The organism is Flavobacterium sp. I3-2 (assembly GCF_013389595.1).
Lineage (GTDB): Bacteria > Bacteroidota > Bacteroidia > Flavobacteriales > Flavobacteriaceae > Flavobacterium.
Genome location: NZ_CP058306.1, coordinates 1,892,958 through 1,915,650 on the forward strand (window position 1 = coordinate 1,892,958; position 22,693 = coordinate 1,915,650).

19 protein-coding genes and 5 tRNA genes are annotated in these 22,693 nt (G+C 30.6%); 14 read left to right on the top strand and 10 right to left on the bottom strand.

All coding sequences use genetic code 11. From position 1 onward, the window contains the following. The first annotated feature begins 86 nt into the window (after positions 1 to 86). The 5 genes from HW119_RS08885 to HW119_RS08905 all read left to right on the top strand — a co-directional run bounded on the left by HW119_RS08885 (position 87) and on the right by HW119_RS08905 (position 567). A tRNA-Phe gene (locus tag HW119_RS08885) sits at positions 87 to 159 on the top strand. A gap of 29 nt (positions 160 to 188) precedes the next feature. Beyond that, a tRNA-Phe gene (locus HW119_RS08890) sits at positions 189 to 261 on the top strand. A 29-nt stretch (positions 262 to 290) separates the two neighbouring features. Then, positions 291 to 363: transfer RNA gene (locus HW119_RS08895), tRNA-Phe, on the top strand. A 29-nt stretch (positions 364 to 392) separates the two neighbouring features. Then, positions 393 to 465, top strand: a tRNA-Phe gene (locus tag HW119_RS08900). Between the two features lie 29 nt (positions 466 to 494). Next, positions 495 to 567 (top strand) — tRNA-Phe (locus HW119_RS08905). 41 nt (positions 568 to 608) lie between these two features. Here HW119_RS08905 and HW119_RS08910 read toward each other — a convergent pair. Further along, entirely contained in the window at positions 609 to 1,640 is a 1,032-nt protein-coding gene (locus HW119_RS08910) for an META domain-containing protein (protein ID WP_177763524.1), read from the bottom strand. A gap of 456 nt (positions 1,641 to 2,096) precedes the next feature. On the opposite strand from HW119_RS08910, the gene HW119_RS08915 reads away from it, so the two are divergent. Beyond that, positions 2,097 to 2,702, top strand: coding sequence for a CDP-alcohol phosphatidyltransferase family protein (locus HW119_RS08915; protein WP_177763527.1), 606 nt, complete (start codon positions 2,097 to 2,099; stop codon positions 2,700 to 2,702). A gap of 43 nt (positions 2,703 to 2,745) precedes the next feature. On the opposite strand, the gene hisS is transcribed toward HW119_RS08915, so the two are convergent. Next, the gene (gene hisS, locus HW119_RS08920; RefSeq protein WP_177763530.1) at positions 2,746 to 4,128 is read right to left on the bottom strand and encodes a histidine--tRNA ligase; all 1,383 of its coding nucleotides are present in this window, start codon (positions 4,126 to 4,128) and stop codon (positions 2,746 to 2,748) included. A gap of 132 nt (positions 4,129 to 4,260) precedes the next feature. On the opposite strand from hisS, the gene HW119_RS08925 reads away from it, so the two are divergent. Further along, a complete protein-coding gene (locus HW119_RS08925; RefSeq protein WP_177763533.1) occupies positions 4,261 to 5,502 on the top strand; it encodes an ABC transporter permease in 1,242 nt (413 codons plus the stop codon). Positions 5,503 to 5,661: 159 nt separating this feature from the next. Here HW119_RS08925 and HW119_RS08930 read toward each other — a convergent pair whose 3' ends face one another. From HW119_RS08930 to HW119_RS08955, 6 genes are all read right to left on the bottom strand, one after another. Next, entirely contained in the window at positions 5,662 to 8,034 is a 2,373-nt protein-coding gene (locus HW119_RS08930; RefSeq protein WP_177763536.1) for a GumC family protein, read from the bottom strand. Between the two features lies 1 nt (position 8,035). Then, on the bottom strand, positions 8,036 to 8,812 hold the full coding sequence (locus tag HW119_RS08935; protein WP_177763539.1) for a polysaccharide biosynthesis/export family protein: 777 nt from the start codon (positions 8,810 to 8,812) through the stop codon (positions 8,036 to 8,038). A 3-nt stretch (positions 8,813 to 8,815) separates the two neighbouring features. Further along, entirely contained in the window at positions 8,816 to 10,780 is a 1,965-nt protein-coding gene (locus HW119_RS08940) for a polysaccharide biosynthesis protein (RefSeq protein ID WP_177763542.1), read from the bottom strand. A 79-nt stretch (positions 10,781 to 10,859) separates the two neighbouring features. After that, complete coding sequence (gene lptB, locus HW119_RS08945) at positions 10,860 to 11,600, bottom strand: LPS export ABC transporter ATP-binding protein (RefSeq protein WP_177763545.1); 741 nt, start codon at positions 11,598 to 11,600, stop codon at positions 10,860 to 10,862. 7 nt (positions 11,601 to 11,607) lie between these two features. Next, positions 11,608 to 12,441, bottom strand: a complete 834-nt coding sequence (gene tatC, locus HW119_RS08950; protein ID WP_255497846.1) for a twin-arginine translocase subunit TatC — start codon at positions 12,439 to 12,441, stop codon at positions 11,608 to 11,610. Next, a complete protein-coding gene (locus HW119_RS08955; protein WP_177763548.1) occupies positions 12,438 to 13,406 on the bottom strand; it encodes an SIS domain-containing protein in 969 nt (322 codons plus the stop codon). The genes tatC and HW119_RS08955 overlap by 4 nt, the downstream gene beginning before the upstream one ends. A gap of 88 nt (positions 13,407 to 13,494) precedes the next feature. Between HW119_RS08955 and HW119_RS08960 the strand changes: the two genes are divergently transcribed. After that, on the top strand, positions 13,495 to 15,690 hold the full coding sequence (locus HW119_RS08960; RefSeq protein ID WP_177763551.1) for a RecQ family ATP-dependent DNA helicase: 2,196 nt from the start codon (positions 13,495 to 13,497) through the stop codon (positions 15,688 to 15,690). A 21-nt stretch (positions 15,691 to 15,711) separates the two neighbouring features. On the opposite strand, the gene HW119_RS08965 is transcribed toward HW119_RS08960, so the two are convergent. Then, complete coding sequence (locus HW119_RS08965) at positions 15,712 to 15,966, bottom strand: hypothetical protein (RefSeq protein WP_177763554.1); 255 nt, start codon at positions 15,964 to 15,966, stop codon at positions 15,712 to 15,714. Between the two features lie 86 nt (positions 15,967 to 16,052). Between HW119_RS08965 and HW119_RS08970 the strand changes: the two genes are divergently transcribed. Both HW119_RS08970 and HW119_RS08975 read left to right on the top strand, forming a co-directional pair. Continuing rightward, positions 16,053 to 17,612 (top strand): NAD(P)/FAD-dependent oxidoreductase, encoded by a 1,560-nt coding sequence (locus HW119_RS08970; protein WP_177763557.1) that lies wholly within the window; start codon positions 16,053 to 16,055, stop codon positions 17,610 to 17,612. Positions 17,613 to 17,924: 312 nt separating this feature from the next. Continuing rightward, positions 17,925 to 18,344 (top strand): hypothetical protein, encoded by a 420-nt coding sequence (locus HW119_RS08975; protein WP_177763560.1) that lies wholly within the window; start codon positions 17,925 to 17,927, stop codon positions 18,342 to 18,344. 214 nt (positions 18,345 to 18,558) lie between these two features. Here the strand turns inward: HW119_RS08975 and HW119_RS08980 are convergent, their stop codons facing one another. Then, the gene (locus HW119_RS08980; RefSeq protein ID WP_177763563.1) at positions 18,559 to 19,398 is read right to left on the bottom strand and encodes a carboxypeptidase-like regulatory domain-containing protein; all 840 of its coding nucleotides are present in this window, start codon (positions 19,396 to 19,398) and stop codon (positions 18,559 to 18,561) included. A gap of 143 nt (positions 19,399 to 19,541) precedes the next feature. On the opposite strand from HW119_RS08980, the gene HW119_RS08985 reads away from it, so the two are divergent. The 4 genes from HW119_RS08985 to HW119_RS09000 all read left to right on the top strand — a co-directional run bounded on the left by HW119_RS08985 (position 19,542) and on the right by HW119_RS09000 (position 22,624). Further along, complete coding sequence (locus tag HW119_RS08985; RefSeq protein ID WP_177763566.1) at positions 19,542 to 20,315, top strand: 3'-5' exonuclease; 774 nt, start codon at positions 19,542 to 19,544, stop codon at positions 20,313 to 20,315. Positions 20,316 to 20,399: 84 nt separating this feature from the next. Further along, the gene (locus HW119_RS08990; protein ID WP_177763569.1) at positions 20,400 to 21,011 is read left to right on the top strand and encodes a fumarylacetoacetate hydrolase family protein; all 612 of its coding nucleotides are present in this window, start codon (positions 20,400 to 20,402) and stop codon (positions 21,009 to 21,011) included. Beyond that, the gene (locus HW119_RS08995) at positions 21,011 to 21,370 is read left to right on the top strand and encodes a hypothetical protein (protein WP_177763572.1); all 360 of its coding nucleotides are present in this window, start codon (positions 21,011 to 21,013) and stop codon (positions 21,368 to 21,370) included. The genes HW119_RS08990 and HW119_RS08995 overlap by 1 nt, the downstream gene beginning before the upstream one ends. Further along, positions 21,371 to 22,624: a CinA family nicotinamide mononucleotide deamidase-related protein gene (locus tag HW119_RS09000; RefSeq protein WP_177763575.1), complete on the top strand. Its 1,254-nt coding sequence runs from the start codon at positions 21,371 to 21,373 to the stop codon at positions 22,622 to 22,624. It begins immediately after the preceding gene. The last annotated feature ends 69 nt before the right edge of the window (positions 22,625 to 22,693 follow it).

Consider the following 22,693-nt stretch of genomic DNA (forward strand, 5'->3'; position numbering starts at 1 on the left):
ATTTTTTTAAAAAATATTAGGGAAAGTAAAAAAAAACCTTCTATATTTGCATTCGCTTTTAGGGAGGTAAATTACTCTTTAAAAACGGTACCTTAGCTCAGTTGGTAGAGCAATGGACTGAAAATCCATGTGTCCCTGGTTCGATTCCTGGAGGTACCACAAAAAAATAAATTACATTAGATTGTAATGGTACCTTAGCTCAGTTGGTAGAGCAATGGACTGAAAATCCATGTGTCCCTGGTTCGATTCCTGGAGGTACCACAAAAAAATAAATTACATTAGATTGTAATGGTACCTTAGCTCAGTTGGTAGAGCAATGGACTGAAAATCCATGTGTCCCTGGTTCGATTCCTGGAGGTACCACAAAAAAATAAATTACATTAGATTGTAATGGTACCTTAGCTCAGTTGGTAGAGCAATGGACTGAAAATCCATGTGTCCCTGGTTCGATTCCTGGAGGTACCACAAAAAAATAAATTACATTAGATTGTAATGGTACCTTAGCTCAGTTGGTAGAGCAATGGACTGAAAATCCATGTGTCCCTGGTTCGATTCCTGGAGGTACCACAAAAAAACCTTAAGAATTAACTTAAGGTTTTTTATATTTCTTAGAACTGTAGTCCAAACATCATTACTAATTTATCACCTTGATAAAAATTTAAAGTTTGTTCTGCAACATCAAATCGAAGGGTAGCATTGTTTAAATACTGCATCATTTTACGTTCAGTTTCTTTTGAATCGTCGTCTTGGCAAGCCATTCTTGTAGTTCCAAATTGATCAAAAGTAATCTCGTTTGCTGTCGATTTATAATTTCCAAAAAAGCGATTGCAGCCATTGTTTCCCGAAACTTTTTGTTCAGCAGTGTTAAATTGAATCGAAGCATTTCCAAAATCTCTCCCAACATTTTCAAGCATAAAAAGTTTCCATTCTTTGCCATTGATAAAACTCCATATATCGTTTGTTGTTTCAATGTTATAAACCATCTCCGTTTTATGGTTTTTTGGATTTACAAATTTTACTACATTTCCGTTTTGAATTATTTGAAATGGAGTTGTAATTGTCTTAATAAATTCGTTTTCAAGTTCCATAGATTTAGAATCGCCAGCCATTAAAGTTGACATACCTGGTTTGATGATTAATTCATTATTTTTGAATTCAAAACTCGAATTGAATCGATTAACTCCGCTTTTTCCTGTTATGGTTTTATTTGTATTATTGATTGTAAAATAGATACTTCCATTTGATATCGATTTTCCGTTTAGCTCTGTTAAAATTAATTTCTTGTCGAATATATCTAGATTTGTAGTTTGTGTAATTTCTGTAGTTTTGGCTTTTTTCTTACTAATCACTTTTTTTAATTTGTAATTATATGCCGAAGCATCAGCAGGAAGATTGCCTTGTTTCTTCGTTTTTTCAACTTTAAGTTTGTAAGTAAAGCCAGGTTCATAATCAAAACCTTCTATTGAATCATAAAAATAAGTCCATTCTTTACTATTACCCATTTTAACTTGTAAGCATTCCATCGGAGCAACTCCAACACATGGGACTTTATTTTCTTTTATACTTATTTTGATTGTTTCTTGGGCAAAACCAATTGTATTAATGAATACAAGGGCAAACAAAAACTGAATTCTTTTCATAATATCTATTTTTAAAATGTGCTTTTTCAATATTCAATCACTATGCCATTTCAAAGAAATAAGAAATATTATTTTTTGCTTAACAGTTTATTTTTCAAGAAATGGTTTTGTTTTTTTAATTAGAATTTACTTTGTTTTGCCTAATTGATTCCGAAATTTGGTAATTCTTTGACGTTTTCACTGAATAAATTTCTTCATTACTTGCCGAAATATGATCAACCATTAACACACGTTCACCTTATAAATAGAAAATCGGATTGTTCAATTTTATCTTTATTTTTCAATATTTAGAGAAATTTGATCCGAACAAATCATTACATTTAAAAACATAAAATAGAACTTCATATTTTTCATAAACGTACTTTTATTTTGAAGATACAAAAAAGTTAAATAAAAAAATCTTGTTTATTACTAGTTAAATAAAAAAAATTTAAACTTCTTTCAAATAGAAATAAAATGATAAAAAAAATCCCAATTGCTTTAATTTTTCTCCGTTTTAATTTAGGATTTATCTTGCTTTATTTTAGTTATATTAAAATAGATCATTATAATTACATCGCTATTTTATTAATTACCATTGGGCTTTTAAGTGATGTTTTTGACGGAATAATTGCAAGGAAATTAAACATCTCGACAAAATTACTTCGTAGATTGGATTCAAGTATCGATCAGATTTTTTTTATTTATGTGATTGTGGCAACCTATTTACAATATCCTTTATTTTTTAAAGAAAATTGGATTTGGTTGATTCTTTTAATTAGTTCGGAAGTATTGACTTATGTTGTAAGTTTTATAAAATTTAAAAAAGAAATCGCAACGCATTCCATTGGAGCAAAAATTTGGACTTTATTTCTGTTTGCAACTTTGGTTGAAATAACTTACTCAGGAAATTCTGTTGTTTTATTTCAGCTTTGTTTTTGGATTGGAATTATTACACGATTAGAAATCATTGCCATTATCTTAATTTTAAAAAAATGGACTAATGATGTACCTTCTGTTTTTGCAGCAATTCGTTTAAGAAAAGGAAAAGAAATTCGAAGGAACAAGTTGTTTAACGGATAAAACAGGTATAAAAAAACCTCAGCTTTGAACTGAGGTTATATTATTAGAAAGAAAATTGTTTTAAATTTTCTATTAATTCGTTTTCAGAAACTAAATTTTGTTCTCCGTTTAAAAGATTCTTTAACGCAAATTGATTATTTGCCATTTCAGATTCTCCAACGATAACTGCAAAAGGAATTCCTTTTTTATCTGCAAATTGAAATTGTTTACCCATTTTGGTATTATCAGGATAAAGTTCTGTTTTAATTCCAGCATTTCTTAATTTTTGAATGGTAGGTAAAACATGTAAAACTTCTTTATCTCCAAAATTTAAAAAGATAACTTTTGATACCGCTGAAACCGTTTCAGGAAAAGCATTTAATTCTTCAAGTACTAAATAAATTCGGTCTAAACCAAAAGATATTCCAACACCACTTACATTTTTCAAACCAAAAATACCAGTCAAATCATCGTAACGTCCACCGCCACCAATCGATCCTAACTTAACCGTTTCTGGAGCAGCAACTTCAAAAATGGCACCTGTGTAATAATTTAATCCACGAGCTAAAGTAACATCTAAATTTAATTTAGCCGATTTTAAACCTACAGCGTCAATAGCGTTACAAATAAAAGTTAGTTCTTCAACACCTTTCATTCCTTCTTCAGAAGTTTGTAACATAGCCGAAAGCTGCTTAATTTTATCTGCTAAAGTTCCTGAAAAACTAAATAAAGGTTGAACTTTTTCGATAGCAACTTCAGAAATTCCTTTAGTAACCATTTCTGCTTTTACACCATCTTCACCAATCTTATCAAGTTTATCTAAAGCAACGGTAAAATCGATTAATTTATCACTAGCTCCGATTACTTCAGCAATTCCAGATAAAATTTTACGGTTGTTAATTTTAATTGTAACACCATGAACATTCAAATCAGTAAAAACAGCATCGTACAATTGAATTAATTCAACTTCTTGCCATAAAGATTTTGATCCAACCACATCGGCATCGCATTGATAAAATTCTCTAAAACGACCTTTTTGAGGATTATCTGCTCTCCAAACAGGTTGAATTTGGTAACGTTTAAAGGGAAAGTCAATTTCGTTTTGGTGCTGTACCACGTATCTTGCAAACGGAACAGTTAAATCATAACGCAATGCTTTTTCAGAAATTTGTGCTGTGATTTTTTTACTGTCTTTATTTTGTAAATACTCATCTGAAACTTTAGATAAGAAATCGCCTGAATTTAGAATTTTAAAAATCAAACGGTCGCCTTCTTCTCCATATTTTCCCCTCAAGGTTTCTGAATTTTCAAACGAAGGAGTTTCAATTGGTTGAAATCCAAATTTTTCGAAATGATTTTTTATGGTTGAAATAATATATTGACGTTTCGCTACTTCATTCGGAGAAAAATCTCTTGTCCCTTTTGGAATACTTGGTTTTTGTGCCATTTTATTGTGATTTAAATATCAAAAAAACGTGATAAAATATTTTGTACAAATATCCGATATTTAATTTTTTTTGATTGTATTTATTTTAATTTTATTGTAACAAATTTACGATTTTAACTACTAAGAAAGTATATGTTAAGATTATTTAAAGAAAATACGAAAATAGCTTTAGGCGCAATTCGAAGTCAATTACTTCGAACCGTGCTGACTGTGTTTATTATTGCTTCTGGAATTTGGGCTTTAGTTGGGATTTTATCTGCTGTTAATGCTCTCGAAAGTTCCTTGATGAGTAATTTTGCGGCAATGGGTTCGAATACGTTTAATATAAGTAGGTATGATTTTTCGTCTCAGTTGAATCGTAATAGTTCTGAAACACGTATCAATCCTATCATTGATTACAGTCAAGCTCGAAGTTTTAAAGAAAACTACAATGCTCCGTTTACTACAACTTCGCTTTCATTTACGGCAAGTTCAGTTACTGAAGTTAAATATGAAAATAAGAAAACAGACCCAGAAGTTTCAGTCATTGGTGCAGATGAATTGTATTTCGAGAACAGTGGTTTAAAAGTGGATCAAGGAAATACTTTCTCGGAAATGGATATCATAAGCAATTTGCCAGTTTGTGTTGTTGGTGCCGATTTTACTAAGAATTTATTGAAAGATGTAAATCCGATTGGTAAAACAATTTCAATTCGTGGCGCTAAATTTAAAGTGATTGGTGTACTTGAAGAGAAAGGATCTATGTTTGGAAATAAGCAAGATTTGCGCGTTTTTATTCCAATCCAGCAAGCTAGAAATTTGTTTTCTCAAGGAAATATAAATTATGAAATTAAAGTTCTGGTTCAAAATAGAGAGTTCTTAAATGCTGATATAGACGATGCTATTTTAACCATGCGTTCAATTCGTGGTTTACATCCGACTCAAATTGATAATTTTGGAATTAGTAGAAGTGATGATTTAATAAATCAGTTAAAAACACAAACGGCAATGTTAACAATCATAGCGGTTTTAATCGGTGTTATTACGATTTTTGGATCTTCTATTGCGTTAATGAATATCATGTTGGTTTCGGTTACAGAACGAACTAAAGAAATTGGTATTAGAAAATCTTTAGGAGCGAAAAGTAGTACCATTGCTTGGCAATTTTTTACTGAAACTTTAGTAATCGGTCAACTAGGAGGGTTGCTTGGAACTATTTTAGGATTGATTACTGGTTATGTTTTTACTCGTTTTGTAGGATTTGATTTTGTTATACCTTGGGGAGCGATTATAGGAGCGGTTATTATATCTTTGATAGTTGCTTTAATATCGGGACTTTTTCCTGCAATAAAGGCTTCAAAATTAGATCCTGTTGAAGCTTTGAGATATGAATAAAGTATTAATAAAAAGATAAATTATAAAACAAAAAAACTGGAGCATTACGTTTCCAGTTTTTTTGTTTTAACTAATTTGATGCAATCGTTTTTGGGTATAAAAAATGAGCTTAATGTTTAACCAAGCTCATTTTATTAATAGGATTTTTATTATAGATTTTTAATTAATTCCTAAAATCTTTTTCCAAAGTGGAATTTTTTTCTTTTCCATTTTAACTCCATATCCATAACCATATCCATAACCGTAGCCATATCCATAACCTTTGGTAGTGTTTGTATCGTTAAGAAGTAATGACATTCTAGGTAATTTTTTCTCTCTGTACAATGTTTCAGGAATCATTAAAGCTTTCTTGTCTAATTTTCCTGCTCTAACTACATAAATAATACTATCTGCATATTTAGCTGTTAAAATCGTATCTGTTACTAAACTAACTGGAGCAGTATCTACAACTATATAATCATATTTAGTTCTTAATTCTTTAAATAATAATTCAAGTTTTGAACTCATCAATAACTCAGCTGGATTAGGAGGTATTGTACCTGCAGGTAATACATCAAGATGAGGATAACTTGGAATAGAGATAATATAGTCTTCAATTTTAGTATCTTTTGTCGATAAATAGTTTGTTAAACCTTTAGTAGGTAAATCAAAGTAAGTATCTAATCTTGGATTTCTAATATCCATACCAATTAATAAAGTTTTCTTTTCAGAAAGTGCAAATGTTGCTGCAATATTAGCTGATATAAATGTTTTTCCTTCTCCAGGGAAAGTAGATGTACTGTATATTACTTTACATTGTTCTTTACTTAAATCAGAAATCATAAAGTCTAAGTTTGTACGTACAATACGAATAGCTTCTGCTGAACTACTTCTACTATTTAACTCAATTATCTGATCTGAACTTTCTGATGTTGGTACATCTCCTAAGAATGGAATGCTTGTGTTTCCTTCGATATCAAGTCTTGTTTTAACTTTTGTATCAAGTAAATTTTTAATGTAAATTATTATAAAAGGAATTAAACATCCAATTATAAAACCAGCTAATAAAACAATCGAAGATTTTGGAGCAACTTGTTTGGTAGGAACTATTGCTTGATCAATTACTTTTGCTGTTAATTCAGTTGCAGCTAACGTAATGTTCGTTTCTTCGCGTTTTTGTAAAAGAAATAAATATAATGCTTCTTTTACTTTTTGTTGTCTGTCAATAATTCTAAATTCTCTTTCTTGTTTAGGAACTTGAGAAATTTTTGATTGCATTTGATTTTCTTGACGTTTTAAATCATTTTTTGCAATTCTAAGTGAATTCAAATTATTTTTTAAAGACGAAAGAATATTGTTTTTTGAAGATGCAATTAAACCATCTAATTCTTTAATTTTTGGGTGTTCTGAAGTCGAATTAATTAATTGACGTTGTTTTTCTAATATTAATTTGTTTAATTCATCGATACTTGAATTAATTCCAGAATTATTGGTTGAAATTATATTTGGAACCAATTCATCTGAATCTGATCTTCTAAGATAATTAATCAGATCATTAACTATATTAATCTCAGTCTCGTTTTCAACTACAGAGCGTTCATAAGTACTTAGATTAGTTAAGAATAAACTAACTTCTGATTGAATGTCTGTTAAATTATTAGAATTTTTATAACTTTCAACATTTTTTTCGACATCGCCTAATTCTTCTGCGATGATATTTAATCGATTAGAGATAAAGTCAGAAGTGTGTTGAGCTATAAATCTCTTATCTTCAATACCTTGTAAATTGTAAAAATTAACTAAAGTATTTATATAGTTAGCTGCTTCTTCTGGTAAACTACTTTTTAGAGCAATATTAATTACACTTGAAGTTTTGCTTGTAGGATTAATTGTTGTGCGACTTCTTAAACTCTCTGAAACTAAATCTGTAGGAAGATATTTAACATAAATGTTTTTTAAATTTTCTACGTTTTTAGGAAAGTAGATTGAAGATTTTTTTATTATCAACTCGCCAATTTCCTTTTTAATTGGTGTATTAAATTTAAAAGTTCCAGCGTTTTCTTCATCAATAGAAAGTTCAAAAGTTGTATCTGTTATATTAGTAACTTCAAACAAATTACCTTTTTGTTGGCTATGATTCGAAGTTTTGAAAATTACTTCAATTGGAGAATTTTTATAATAACTAATTTTTTGAAATCCATCTTCTGTATAATAATGATAATTTAATTTTAAAGAATCAATTACTTTTTCAGAAAGCGTTCTTGATTTTAAAACTTGAATTTCGTTTTCAATATTGTTTTTGCTTCCTCCAATACCAAGGTCGCTGAAAGCAGCTAATTGACTGGTAATGTCTGATTTATTATCTTCTTTTATTAAAATAGATGTGTTTACATCAAAAATTTTAGGTGTAATTTTTAAATAAATTACTGCTAAAACTAATGTAACAAAAATGGATAATACAAACCACCTCCAATGAGATAGGTATTTGAATAACTCTACTTTTAAATCAATTGATTCGTTATTTTTTTGTTCGTTTTCTTGGTAGTTTTGCATGTTATTTTCTAACGATTAGAGTAGCTATTGTGATTAATAAAGAGGCAATAGAGATTATTATAGAAACGTTTGGTCCGACAGCTGATGAATTTACTTTAGTTTGATTTGGTTCAACATAAACGATGTCGTTTTGTTTCAAATAATAAAATGGTGAATTAATAAAGTCAACCTTGGTTATATCAATTCTTTTAGCAATTCTTTTTCCGTTTTCTTCTCTCATTATTAAAATATTCTTTCTATTACCGTAGATAGTTAAATCTCCTGATAAAGATAGAGCTTCGGCAACAGTCAATCTTTCGCTTGTAATTGTGTGAACACCTGGTTTATTAACTTCACCTTGAACGGTAACTTTAAAGTTCATTATTCTAACATTGATTATCGGATTGTTTATGTAAACAGAAATTTTAGATTTAAGCTCTTTAATAACTTCTTCTTTAGTTCTGTTCAAGACATTGATTTGTCCGATTACAGGAAATTCAATATTTCCGTTTCCGTCAACTAAATATAACTGTTGAGATTGTTGTCCAACACCGGCTTCATTTCCTCTAGTTACAGCTGTTGTTGATGTAAGATTAAAAGGCAAAGCTAGATTTGGGTCAAGTGCAGACACAATAATCATTAGCAAATCATCAGGTTGAATTCTAGTATTTACTTTTTGAACTGAATTACTGATGTCATTTCCTGCATTATCATAATACACTATTTTTTCTTTAGAAGCGCATGAAAATATTAAAAACGATAATAATAGTAGCAAAGATAGGTTTTGATATTTTTTCATATTTTAATCAAGTTTTTCAAATTCTGAGTTCATACTTTTAAATTCTGGAACAATTGTTTTCATTTTTTTTACAATTGCAATTTTATCATGTTCTTTAGAAAGACTTATTAGTTCGATAATATGACTTTGAACAGTTAAATAATCGTCTTTAATATCTTCTGCAATCATTATTTTTTCGTGATAAGTTGGTAAAGTTTTTGATCCGTCGTTTAATAATTCTTCGTATAATTTTTCACCAGGACGCAAACCAACTATTTGTATTTTTATATCAATTTCTGGCGTAAGACCGGCTAATTTAATCATTTTATTTGCTAAATCAATGATTTTAACTGGTTTTCCCATATCAAATATATAAATCTCGCCACCGTTACCCATCGATCCAGCTTCGAGAACAAGTTGACAAGCTTCTGGGATGGTCATGAAATAGCGAATAATATTCGGATGTGTAATTGTTATTGGACCGCCATTTTCTATTTGTTTTGTAAACAAAGGAACAACTGAACCATTTGAACCCAAAACATTTCCAAATCGAGTTGTGATAAATTTGGTTGTTTGATTATTCGTTTCTTTTAGATAGATAGAAAGTGATTGTACATATTTTTCTGCAATTCTTTTGCTACAACCCATAACATTACTCGGATTAACCGCTTTATCTGTAGAAACCATTACAAATCTTTTTACACCATGTTGTATCGATAAGTCAGCTAAGTTTTTGGTTCCTAATACATTAGTGTGAATCGCTTGCGACGGATTTTCTTCCATTAAAGGAACGTGTTTGTAAGCTGCAGCATGATACACAATGTCTGGTTGATATTCAGAGAAAATCTTTTCTAGAGTAACAAGATTTCGAATGTCAGAAATTTCTAAAATAACTTCTGTTGCAAATTTATTTTTAGAGATTTCAAGACCAATGTTATGTAATGGTGTTTCAGCTTGATCAAGTAATATAATTTTCTTAGGATTAAACTTTATTACTTGACTAACTATTTCGCTTCCGATTGAACCAGCTGCTCCAGAAACTAAAACAATTTTGTTTTTTAATTGATTTGAAATTTTTTCAGAATCCAAACAAATTGGTTTACGTTCAAGTAGATCTTCAATTTTAATGTTTCTAATTTTAGAATAGATATTTTTAGAATCATTAATATCAGCTAAAGGCGGAAGTGTAAGAATTTTTATATTATAATTAATACAATCTTCAATTAAATTGATTTTGTCTTCGTTGCTAATATCTTGATCACCTAATATAATGGTGTTACTTCTCAAACTTCTTGCAATTACAGAAGTTCTTCTGCCTAAATTATGAACTGGTAAATTTAGAATTTTTGTATACCCTGATTTTGATTTTGGATCAATAAATCCGATTATTCTGAATTTATTAGATTTTTCTGAAATGATTGATTTTGCAATTGCGATCGCTAAATCTCCTTTTCCGTAAATTAATACGTTTTCTTTATTTTCTTTTTCTGATAATTTTGATATCTGTTCGAAAATAATTTTTATTGAAATTCTAAAAGATAATAATAAACAATAAGAAAATATAACTATAATTAATAGACGAGTGTTTAAAAATAATTTTTCGCCATAAATTAAAGAGTAAATTGTGTTTATTAGAAATAAAGTAATAAGTGAGGCAAATTCTGATATGAAAAGCTGAATTGCATCAACAATACTTGAATGTCGAACCACCCCAGAATAGGTTTTGAATCGCCAAAAATAAAAAATATGAACTATTAATAGAAGTAGAATTAGGGTTCCTACTTTATTTGGATTGGTGTAATCAAGTCCAATTCCTAGTAAAAGAAAATGTGTTATTACAGCAGCCAGAAGAACAAGGATTATATCAATAAGTAATATAATCCATCGTGGAATGTAACCTAAATTTTTTAGATTGGTTTTTTTGAAAAAATTCCTAAGAATTTCTCTAACAATACTTGAATCTACAGTATCATCTTTTTCGGTTTTCATGTGTTTTTAGTTTGATCTTGGTTTGTTTTTGTGTTTTGGTTTGTTTTTTTTTTCTTTTTCTTTGGGCTAGTCTAATTTTTTAAAATGTTATCTTCTTTTTTCTAAGTTCAAAATTTTGTCCTAAATATACTTTTCTAACAATTTCATCTTGAACAAGGTCTTCCGGTTTTCCTGCTTTTAAGATACCACCTTCGAACATAAGATATGTTTTGTCAGTGATGGCTAATGTTTCTTGAACGTTGTGGTCGGTTATTAAAATGCCTATGTTTTTGTTTTTTAATTGTGCAACAATTCTTTGAATATCTTCTACTGCAACTGGGTCAACTCCAGCAAAAGGTTCATCAAGTAGAATAAATTTAGGGTCTGTAGCTAAGGCTCTTGCAATTTCAGTTCTTCTACGTTCTCCTCCAGATAATAAATCTCCTCGATTTGTACGAATATGTTGTAAACTAAATTCATCGATTAGGGACTCCATTTTTGCTTCTTGCTCTTTTTTAGATAATTTGGTCAATTGCAAAACACTTAGGATGTTGTCTTCAATACTAAGTTTTCTAAACACAGAAGCTTCTTGAGCTAAATATCCAATTCCGTGCTGAGCTCGTTGGTACATTGGAAAGTTTGTGATATTGGTCTCGTCTAAATAAATACTACCTCCATTTGGTTTAACTAAGCCTACAATCATGTAGAAAGAAGTAGTTTTACCTGCACCGTTTGGTCCAAGTAATCCAACGATTTCTCCTTGGTTAACTTCAACTGAAATTCCCTTAACAACTTTTCTGCCTTTGTAGGTTTTTATTAAATTCTCTGCTCTTAACTTCATGAAATTGTTATTTTACCAGTGGCTTTGTTTCAGTATTGTTTTTTCTTTTAGTAATTATTTTCGCGACTAAGATACTACCTTCATATAAAATAACCATAGGAATGGACACAATTATTTGACTAATTACGTCTGGAGGAGTAACTACAGCTGCAACAATTAGTATTAATACGTACGCATATTTTCTATATTCTTTTAAAAACGAATCGGTTATTAAACCTAAATACGTCAAAAAGAAAATAATAACAGGTAATTCAAAAATTAAACCTGTTGCTAACGATGTTGTCTTTACAAGACCTATGTATGAATTTATATCAATTGAATTTTCTACAATTGAACTAATTTGTGTATTCACTAAAAAGTTAATAGACAAAGGAACTAATACATAATATCCAAAAAGAACACCAAAGAAAAATAATAATGACGAGACAAATATAAATGTTTTTGCGTATTTTTTTTCATTTTTATATAGGGCAGGACTGATAAATTTCCAAAGTTCCCATAAAAAGTAAGGAAAAGAGATGATAAATCCGGCTGTAATACATGTCCAAATTAAAACAGAAAGTTGACCGTCCATGGTTCTGTTTTGAATTTCGAATGGTAAAATTTGATTACAAAAACTTTTGTCTAAATCAAATCTGGTTGCTAAATCACAAAAGAATTGGTATGTAATGAAATCTCCGCGTTTAGGGCCAAAGATAATGGTGTCAAATATAAATTCATTAAACATAAAGGCAATTATACCACCAATTAAAATAGCAATTGTACTTCTAACTAATAACCATCTTAATTCTTCTAAATGTCCTAAAAAAGACATTTCTTTTGTTGTTTTTTGATTGCTCATGATACAATTCCTTCTTTTAAAATATCGTGTAAATGAATGACACCAGCATATTTCTGATTTTCAGTTACAATTAATTGTGTAATAGCATATGATTCTAGAATTTCTAAAGCAACTGAGACCAATTCGTTTGATTCTATTGTTTTTGGAGATTTAGACATTATATCTTTAGCTTGCAAATTTATAAAAGAATCTGTTTTTTCAAGCATTCTTCTGATGTCTCCATCAGTAATTATTCCTAAAATTTTGTTATTTTCTATAACTGCAGTTACCCCAAGTCGTTTACTTGATATTTCAATAATAACTTCTTTGATGCTTGCATTCGGAGAAACTTCGGGCTTATTTTTGTTTATAAGTAGATTTTCAACTTTTAATAAAAGTTTTTTACCAAGCGCACCACCAGGATGAAATTTTGCAAAATCATTGCTTGTAAAGTTTTTGATTTTCATTAGCGCAACTGCAATCGCATCGCCTAATGCTAATTGTAAAGTTGTACTATTAGTTGGTGCTAAATTGTTTGGACAAGATTCTTTTTCGATATGTGAATTGATTACATAATCTGAATTTTTTCCCAAAAAAGACTCTTTGTTTGCAGTCATTCCAATCAAAATATTTCCATCTCGTTTTAATAGCGGAACCAAAACTTTAATTTCAGGACTATTTCCACTGTTAGAGATACATAAGATGATATCATCTGCAGTAACCATTCCTAAATCGCCATGAACTGCTTCAGCTGCATGAAGAAACATAGAAGGAGTTCCTGTTGAATTTAATGTTGCAACAATTTTATTTGCAATATGAGCGCTTTTTCCAATTCCTGTAATGACTAGTCTTCCTTTAGTTTCAGAAATTTTGATAACAGCTTCTGCAAAATCATTGTTTAAATTAGAGATTGCTTTTGTAATGCTTTCACTTTCAGATAGTAAAGTGTTTTTTGCATATTCTATGATATCTTTTTTTGTGTTCAAAATCTAAAAAGTGTTAAAAATTGTTTGCTTAATTAGAAAAGCGTATCTTTATCTTTTGCAAATTTAGCTAAAATAGCATTATATTATAATGAAATCAGACGAAATTGACTTACACAAAGAATTAAAAAAGTATTTTGGATTTAATCAATTCAAAGGATTACAAGAACAGGTTGTGAAAAACATCATTTCTGGAAATAATACTTTTGTTATAATGCCTACTGGAGGTGGTAAATCACTTTGTTACCAATTGCCAGCTTTATCTTTGGAAGGAACTGCGATTGTTGTTTCTCCTCTTATTGCTTTAATGAAAAATCAAGTAGATGCTATTCGAAGTTTATCTTCTGAAATTGGCGTTGCTCATGTTTTAAATTCTTCATTAAACAAAACTGAAATTGCTAAAGTTAAAGAAGATGTCAAAAACGGAATTACTAAATTAATTTATGTTGCACCAGAATCTTTGACCAAAGATGAATATGTAGAGTTTTTAAATTCGGTTAAATTGTCCTTTATTGCTATTGACGAAGCACATTGCATTTCGGAATGGGGACATGATTTTAGACCAGAATATAGAAATCTTAGAAATATAATTAGAAAATTAGGCGACATTCCAATTATTGGATTGACTGCAACTGCAACGCCAAAAGTTCAAGAAGATATTTTAAAAAATCTTGAAATTCCAGATGCTAAAGTTTTCAAAGCATCCTTTAACCGAGCAAATTTATTTTACGAAGTACGTCCTAAAACCAAAAATGTCGAATCGGATATTATTCGTTTCATTAATCAGTTTAAAGGAAAGTCCGGAGTTATTTATTGCTTAAGCCGTAAAAAGGTTGAAGAAATAACTCAAGTTTTACAAGTAAACGGAATAAGTGCAGTTGCATATCATGCCGGATTAGATGCAAAAACGCGTGCCAAACATCAAGATATGTTTTTAATGGAAGACGTTGATGTAGTTGTTGCAACTATTGCATTCGGAATGGGAATCGATAAACCAGACGTTCGTTTTGTAATTCATCATGATATTCCAAAGTCATTAGAAAGTTATTACCAAGAAACAGGTCGAGCAGGTCGAGATGGTGGAGAAGGTTATTGTTTGGCTTATTATTCTTATAAGGATATCGAAAAACTTGAGAAGTTTATGGCAGGAAAACCATTAGCTGAACAAGAAATAGGATTTGCGTTGTTACAAGAGGTAGTTGCTTATGCTGAAACTTCAATGTCTAGACGTAAATTTTTATTACATTATTTCGGTGAAGAATTTGATGAATTAGCTGGTGAAGGTTGGGATATGGATGATAATACCAGAAATCCTAAAAATAAAATCGAAGCTAAGAATGAAGTTCTGAAACTTTTAAATGTTATACAAGCAACCAAACAGATTTATAAATCAAAAGAAATAATTTTTGCATTAGTTGGTAAAATAAATGCAGTAATTAAATCATACAAAACAGATTTACATGAACTTTTTGGGTCTGGTAAAGAACACGATGATCGTTATTGGATGGCATTAATTCGACAAGTAATGGTTTCGGGTATGATTTCAAAAGATATCGAAAGTTACGGAGTTTTGAAAGTAACAGAAAAAGGAAATGAATTCATTCAAAATCCTCATTCTTTTATGATGACAGAGGATCACGAATATTCTGAAAATGCAGACGAAAATATTGTTACAAATTCAAAAGCATCAAATGTAGCTGATGAAGTTTTGGTATCAATGTTGAAGGATTTACGTAAAAAAGTCGCAAAGAAATTAGGAGTTCCTCCATTTGTTGTTTTTCAAGATCCGTCTTTAGAAGATATGGCTTTAAAATATCCAATTAAAATGGACGAATTGGCTTCTGTGCATGGTGTCAGCGAAGGAAAAGCTAAAAAATATGGAAAAGATTTTATCGATTTAATTTCAAAATATGTTGAAGAAAACGATATCATCCGTCCAGACGATTTAGTTGTAAAATCTACAGGTGCTAATTCAGCTTTGAAATTGTACATTATCCAAAGTTTGGACCGTAAATTGCCTTTAACGGATATTGCTTCTGCTAAAGGTTTGGATATGGATGCTTTGGTGAAAGAGATGGAACAAATTGTGTATTCTGGAACCAAACTAAATATCAAATATTGGATTGATGATATTTTGGACGAAGATCAACAAGAAGAAATTTATGATTACTTTATGGATTCTCAAAGTGATGCAATCAAAGCTGCACTTTCTGAATTCGATGGAGATTATGATATAGAAGAACTTCGATTAATGCGAATTAAGTTCATAAGCGAAGTTGCTAATTAAAAAAATACTCCTTAAATATGTTTAAGGAGTATTTTTTTTATCTTCAAACAACTCGCCACGATGCGGTTTTAAAATATCGCGTAAAGCAATCATTTGTTCATCGTTTACAACCATAAAAGCAATCGCATGCATGTCGTTAATTGCAGAAAATCCGGTGATAGCGATGTTTAGTTTTTCCATAACGATATATTCCTTCAAATGGATTTTATGATGTTCAGCTGTACGTAATGCGCCTTCACCTCTAAAATCCCAAATAAGTTTAATCTGTCTTTCCATGATTTTTATTTTATCCATTACAAAATTACGCTTTATTATATTTTGATGTATTTTTGCAATCTAATTTTTATTTGCTTTATAACAAAATGCCACAAGAATTACAATTACAAGTACTTCCGGAAGTTGCGGCTTCGGCCGAATTGTTAACGCAGTATGTTGCTAAGTTAACACACAATTCAATTTCAGATATCAAACACATCACTATTCTAAAACGCTCTATTGATGCGCGTCAACGTTCGGTTAAAATCAATTTAAAAGTTCAGATTTTTTATGCGGATGAAGATGTGATTCATCGCGAAATTCATTTTCCAAATTATAAAAATGTAAAAGATGCTGCTCCGGTAATTGTTGTTGGAGCTGGTCCTGCTGGATATTTTGCTGCATTACAATTGATTGAATTGGGCGCAAAACCGATTGTTCTTGAAAGAGGAAAAGATGTTCGTGGACGTCGTAGAGATTTAAAAGCGATTAATCGTGACCATATCGTAAATCCAGATTCGAATTATTGTTTTGGAGAAGGTGGTGCCGGAACTTATTCTGATGGAAAATTATATACACGTTCAAAAAAACGTGGCGATGTTAATCGTATTCTAGAATTGTTGGTTGCATTTGGTGCAACTCAAGATATTTTAGTAGAAGCGCATCCGCACATCGGAACAAATAAACTTCCGAAAATCATGGAAGACATGCGTCATAAAATTGTTGAATTTGGTGGCGAAGTTCGATTTGAAAATAAAGTTACCGATTTCATCATCAAAGGAAATGAAGTTCACGGCGTGATTGTAAACAACGATATTACAATTGAATCTAAAAAAGTAATTTTAGCAACTGGACATTCGGCTCGTGATATTTTTGAATTGTTAGATAAAAAACAAGTTTTAATAGAAGCGAAACCTTTTGCTTTGGGAGTTCGAGCAGAACATCCACAAACTTTGATTGATAGTATTCAATATTCGTGTGATTATCGTGGTGATTTTTTACCTCCGGCTCCGTATTCTATTGTGAAGCAAGTGAACGGACGCGGCATGTATTCGTTTTGTATGTGTCCGGGTGGAGTAATTGCGCCTTGTGCAACAGCACCTGGAGAAGTGGTTACCAACGGTTGGTCGCCATCTAAACGTGACCAAGCAACTGCAAACTCAGGAATTGTTGTTGAATTGAAATTAGAAGATTTTAAACCGTTCCAAAAGTTTGGTGCTTTGGCAGGAATGGAATTTCAGAAAGCGATTGAACAAAAAGCATTTCATTTAGCTGGCGAAACGCAACGCGTTCCGGCTCAACGAATGGTCGATTTTTCGCAATCGAAAATATCCGAAAGTATTCCGCAAACGTCTTATGTTCCGGGTACAACTTCTGTAGAATTAGGTCAGGTTTTTCCTGGTTTCTTAACACAGATTATGCGCCAAGGTTTTCAAGATTTCGGAAAATCGATGAAAGGCTATTTTACAAACGAAGCTATTTTGCATGCGCCAGAAAGTAGAACTTCTTCACCGGTTCGTATTCCAAGAGATGAGATTTCTTTAGAACATTTACAAATCAAAGGTTTGTATCCGTGTGCCGAAGGAGCTGGTTATGCTGGCGGAATTATCTCTGCTGCCATCGATGGCGAAAAATGTGCGATTAAATGTGTTGAAAGTATGTTTTAATTTTGACAGGTTTTATAAATATTAATTGAACGACTTAATTTTAATTGAGTCGTTTTTTTTTCTGGTATAAGTTTCTAATATCATTTTTACGTATTTTTAATAATTCATTGAAAAAAGAATCAAATGAAAAAACGCTTGAGTATAAAAATTATATCCCTAATTTATGATACGTGAGTTAGATGGGCTAAGTAAAGAAGGTTTAATAGTATAGTTTATTTTTATTATGATTTTTTTTTAAAAATATGTTGCTGTTTATTTACTCAGCTTATGACTTCTCAAATAAATGATGGTAATTGTTTAAAATAATAAAATATGAAAAAAATATTGAAGAATGTTTTTAGCTATATAATATTAATATTTGTAATATCTTCTTGTCAAAATAGAGAGAGACAAGATAAAGGCTATTTATCAGGGATATACACATATGAACTTCGAACTGGATTGTTCCAAAAGCTTGAAATAAATAAAGATTATACTTTTAAACAGACTTTATATTCTGAAAGAGATGGAGATATTTTATATGAAAATTATGGAAAAATGTATGTTGACGGAATTAAAATTAAATTACAAAATTGGCTTGAATGTTATGAGGATGGAGTAGATGAAAATATATTCATTACTGAACCATATATAATTTATAGAAGTGGTGGGAGTTGGTATAAAGAGAAAGATAATGAAATGGTTCACCTTATTTTAGCTGAACAAACAAATTATATTTTTAAAAAGGAATAAAGAGGTAACATATCAAAAGTGATGTTTTCGCTGTAAGCCTTCTTACTACTACATTAAGTAGCATATGTAAACCAATTAAACAAAGCGAGCTGACCGTAAAAAAGTCAGCTCCTTTTTTATAAAACACTTTACTGATATTGCACTTAAATAGCTTTAACTTTTGAGAAAAACGAAATAAGTCTTTATCTATTTCACTTACTAATATTTGAAAATTTTATTGCTTATAACTCAAAACCATTGCAGAAGAAACTTTACCATATTTCTCCCAAGTATTTTGACTTCCGAATTTATAATAATGCGTTGAACCTAACGAAGGAAATATCACAGGCAAATTTAGAGTGTTGCCGTCGTTTGAATGTTTTATCCATTGAACGGAAACAATAACATCTTCTTCAACGATGATGTTATAATCTTCTAAAATAATATTTATCCAACCAACATAATCTTTAGTTGTTGAAATGTAAATGTTTTCAGTGTTTAATAATTGGTTTGGTTTGTTACTTTTTATAGAATAGATGTTGATTTTAAATTGATTAAATTCAAAATTATTTTCTTTAATATAAAATTTAAATTCCGTTAATAAACTTGGTTTTTTAGAACCTAAATCAAATCTTCTGCCGATTTCAGTTCCTAAATTTAAATTTGCCATTTTAGAATTTGCAAAAATCACGTGATTTTTTGTATCCGTTTTGGTTTTACCTTCAGTATGTAATTTTAAATTTCCAGTTAAAAGTTTTAACTCTTCAAGAATAGTTACTTCTTCCGCTAATTTAATTTCTAGGTTTAGATTTTGAGTAATATTTTTAAAAAACAAATCTTTTGTTTTAAAACCTAAAGATGAAATTCTTAAGGTATCATTTGGATTATAATTTTGTATTTCGAAAGAAAAATTTCCGTTTGAATCTGAAACGGTTCCAAAAGAACTGCTTGCAATTCCAATATTTGCATATGCAATCGGATTGTTAAGTGAATCTGTAATTATTCCAGTAATTTTTTGTTGAGAAAAAGCACTGAAACAACTTAGGAACGCAAAAAAAATAAATTTATTTATCATATATAAGTGAGTTGGTTTTATACTATGTAAATGAAAAAATCTGTTTTATTATTGTGTTAAGGTTATTTTTCTTATAATTCGTTCTCAAATACAGAGCTTATAAAATTCAAAACTTTATCTTTGTATAGATAACAACAAAAATTATGGAGTTAAAACTAAATAGACCGATTTGTTTTTTCGATTTAGAAACAACAGGAATCGATGTTGCCCGAGACCGAATTGTAGAAATAGCTATATTAAAAGTATATCCGAACGGAAATAAAGAAAGTAAAACGTGGTTGGTAAATCCAACGATTTCAATTCCACCGCAATCGACCGCTGTTCATGGAATCACAAACGAAAAAGTAGCAAACGAACCAACGTTCAAAGAATTGGCTTCTCAGATACATAATATGATTAAAGATTCGGATTTGGCAGGTTTTAATTCAGACCGTTTTGACATTCCGTTATTAGCTGAAGAATTACTTCGTGCTGAGGTTGATTTTGATATGAAAAATCGTGTTTCGGTTGATGTACAAACCATTTTTCACAAAAAAGAAGAACGTACATTGAGCGCAGCTTATCGTTTTTATTGTAACGAAACCTTAGAAAATGCACACAGTGCAATGGCAGATACAACAGCGACTTACGAAATTTTAAAGGCGCAATTAGACCGTTACGATGATTTAGAAAACAACATGAATACGTTGGCTGAATTTACCACTCGTAAAAAATCGGTTGACTTTGCGGGTTTTATCGCTTTGAACGAAGATGGCAAAGAAATCTTTACTTTCGGAAAACATAAAGGTGCTTTGGTTGACGATGTTTTAGAACGTGAACCTGGTTATTTTGGATGGATTCAGAATGCCGATTTTCCGTTGTATACTAAAAAAGTACTTACGGCAATTAAACTACGAAAATTAACTACGAAATTCTAATCTAGCCCTGATTGAAGCGGTGTCCTTTTAAAATTTTATATTTTAAAAGATTTAGCGCAAAGCAGGAAAAAGCTTCATATAAAGATGAAAATTATTTGTATTGGAAGAAATTATTCAGACCATGTTAATGAATTGAATAATGAAAGACCTGAAGAACCGGTGGTTTTTATGAAACCCGATTCGTCTATTTTATTAAAAACGTTTCCGTTTGTGATTCCCGAATTTACTCAAGAAGTACATCACGAAGTTGAATTGGTTGTGAAAATTAATAAAGTAGGAAAATACATCAGTCCGAAATTTGCACATAAATATTACGACCAAATTGGTTTGGGAATCGATTTTACAGCGCGTGATTTACAAGCAAAATTAAAAGCCAAAGGTTTGCCTTGGGAAATAGCTAAAAGCTTTGACGGTGCTACCGTTGTTGGTGAATTTATGGATAAGAATGCTTTTGCAGATTTAAACGACATTTCGTTTTCATTAACTAAAAACGGTGAAGTGGTTCAGGCTGGAAATTCTAAAGACATGATGTGGAAAATAGATGAGTTAATTGCTTATGTTTCTCAATTTTTTACATTAAAAATCGGCGATTTAATTTATACAGGTACTCCGGCCGGGGTTTCTAAAATTGCATCGGGCGATGTTTTAGAAGGTTTTATTGGTGATGAAAAAATGTTTGGCGTAAATGTTTTGTAATGGCGTTGTATTATAACATTACTAAATTAAACGAGCAAAAAGGAAACGATGCTATTGAAATTAAAAATTCGGTAGTAGAATTTGTTGTTTTGGCAGAAACGAAACTGTTGAAATTAGAGAAAGCCATATCCAAAAAAAAGTACGATAAGGTTATCAAACATGTTTCTAAATTAAATAAATTTTTGGTTCTTTTTGAAATTGATGAATGCGTGGAATATGCGGAAGGTCTTTTGATGTGGGCAGATAATCAAGGTTCGAAAAAATCGATTGAAGAAGTTTTTAAAGTGTACAAAGTACGTATTGAAAAAGCTTTGAAAGAAATGCGAAAAGATTTTAAAATTGTTTTACCTATAATGTAAATGAAAGCAGCAATTGTTACTATTGGCGATGAAATTTTAATTGGTCAGATTGTAGATACCAACTCGGCATTTATTGCAAAAGCTTTAGATGAAGTTGGTTTTAAAATTATTGAATCGGTTTCGATTTCTGACACCGAACATGCGATTTCCGAAACTATGTTACGTTTTCAGAATCAAGTAGATTTGGTTGTGATGACTGGTGGTTTAGGACCTACAAAAGACGATGTCACCAAGAAAACATTTTGCTCTTATTTCAACGATGTTTTGATTTCAGATGACGAAGTTCTAAAACACGTAACCATTTTAATTGAAGATTTTTACAAACGTAAAATCACACAAATGAATAAAGACCAAGCTTTGGTACCATCTCAAGCAACCGTTTTATTCAATAAAGTTGGAACTGCACCGGGCATGTTAATGCAAAAAGAGCAAACGTATTTTGTTTCGCTCCCTGGAGTTCCGTACGAAATGAAGTATTTGGTTTCAGAAGTTTTGATTCCGTATGTTTCAAACATATTTACTCCTTATTATAATGTGCATCAAACGATAATCACACATGGAGTTGGTGAAAGTTTACTTGCAGAACGCATTACCGAATGGGAAAATAATTTACCTGAATTTATTTCCTTAGCTTATTTACCAAGTCCGCGAATGGTTAAGTTGCGTTTGTCGACTTCGGGTTACGATAAGTTGCTTTTAGAAAGTGCCATTCAAGAACAAGTAAATAAATTAAAACCTTTAATTACCGATTGTTTAATTGGTTTAAATGAAAATGAAACGATTTTTAAAGTGGTTTCTGATTTATTAAAGCAGCATGATTTAACGATTGCTTGCGCTGAAAGTTGTACAGGTGGACAAATTGCAAAACTGCTGAATGAAATTCCTGGAGCTTCTGCTTATTTTAATGGTGGAGTTGTAACTTATGCAACGCAATCAAAGATTGACGTTTTAGGAGTTTCTAAAATTTTGATTGATGAATATTCTGTAGTTAGCGAACAGGTTGCCTTAGCAATGGCTTTAGGCGCGCAACGTTTGTTTAAAACGAATATGGCTATTGCAACTACCGGAAATGCTGGTCCGTCTAAAGGAGATGCTGATGTTGAAGTTGGAACAGTTTGTATGGCCATTGTGTCTAAATTCGGAAATAAAACATTTACTTTTAATTTCGGACAACCTCGTGAAAAGGTTGTAGATTCTGCGGTTAATAAAGCTTTCGAAATTGTTCGAGAAGAAATTATTAAAAACATTTCCTGAAAAGTTTGTATAACATTTTTCTTTTTCGTTATTTTGCACTCACATTTTGAATAACAAAATAAAAGTAAG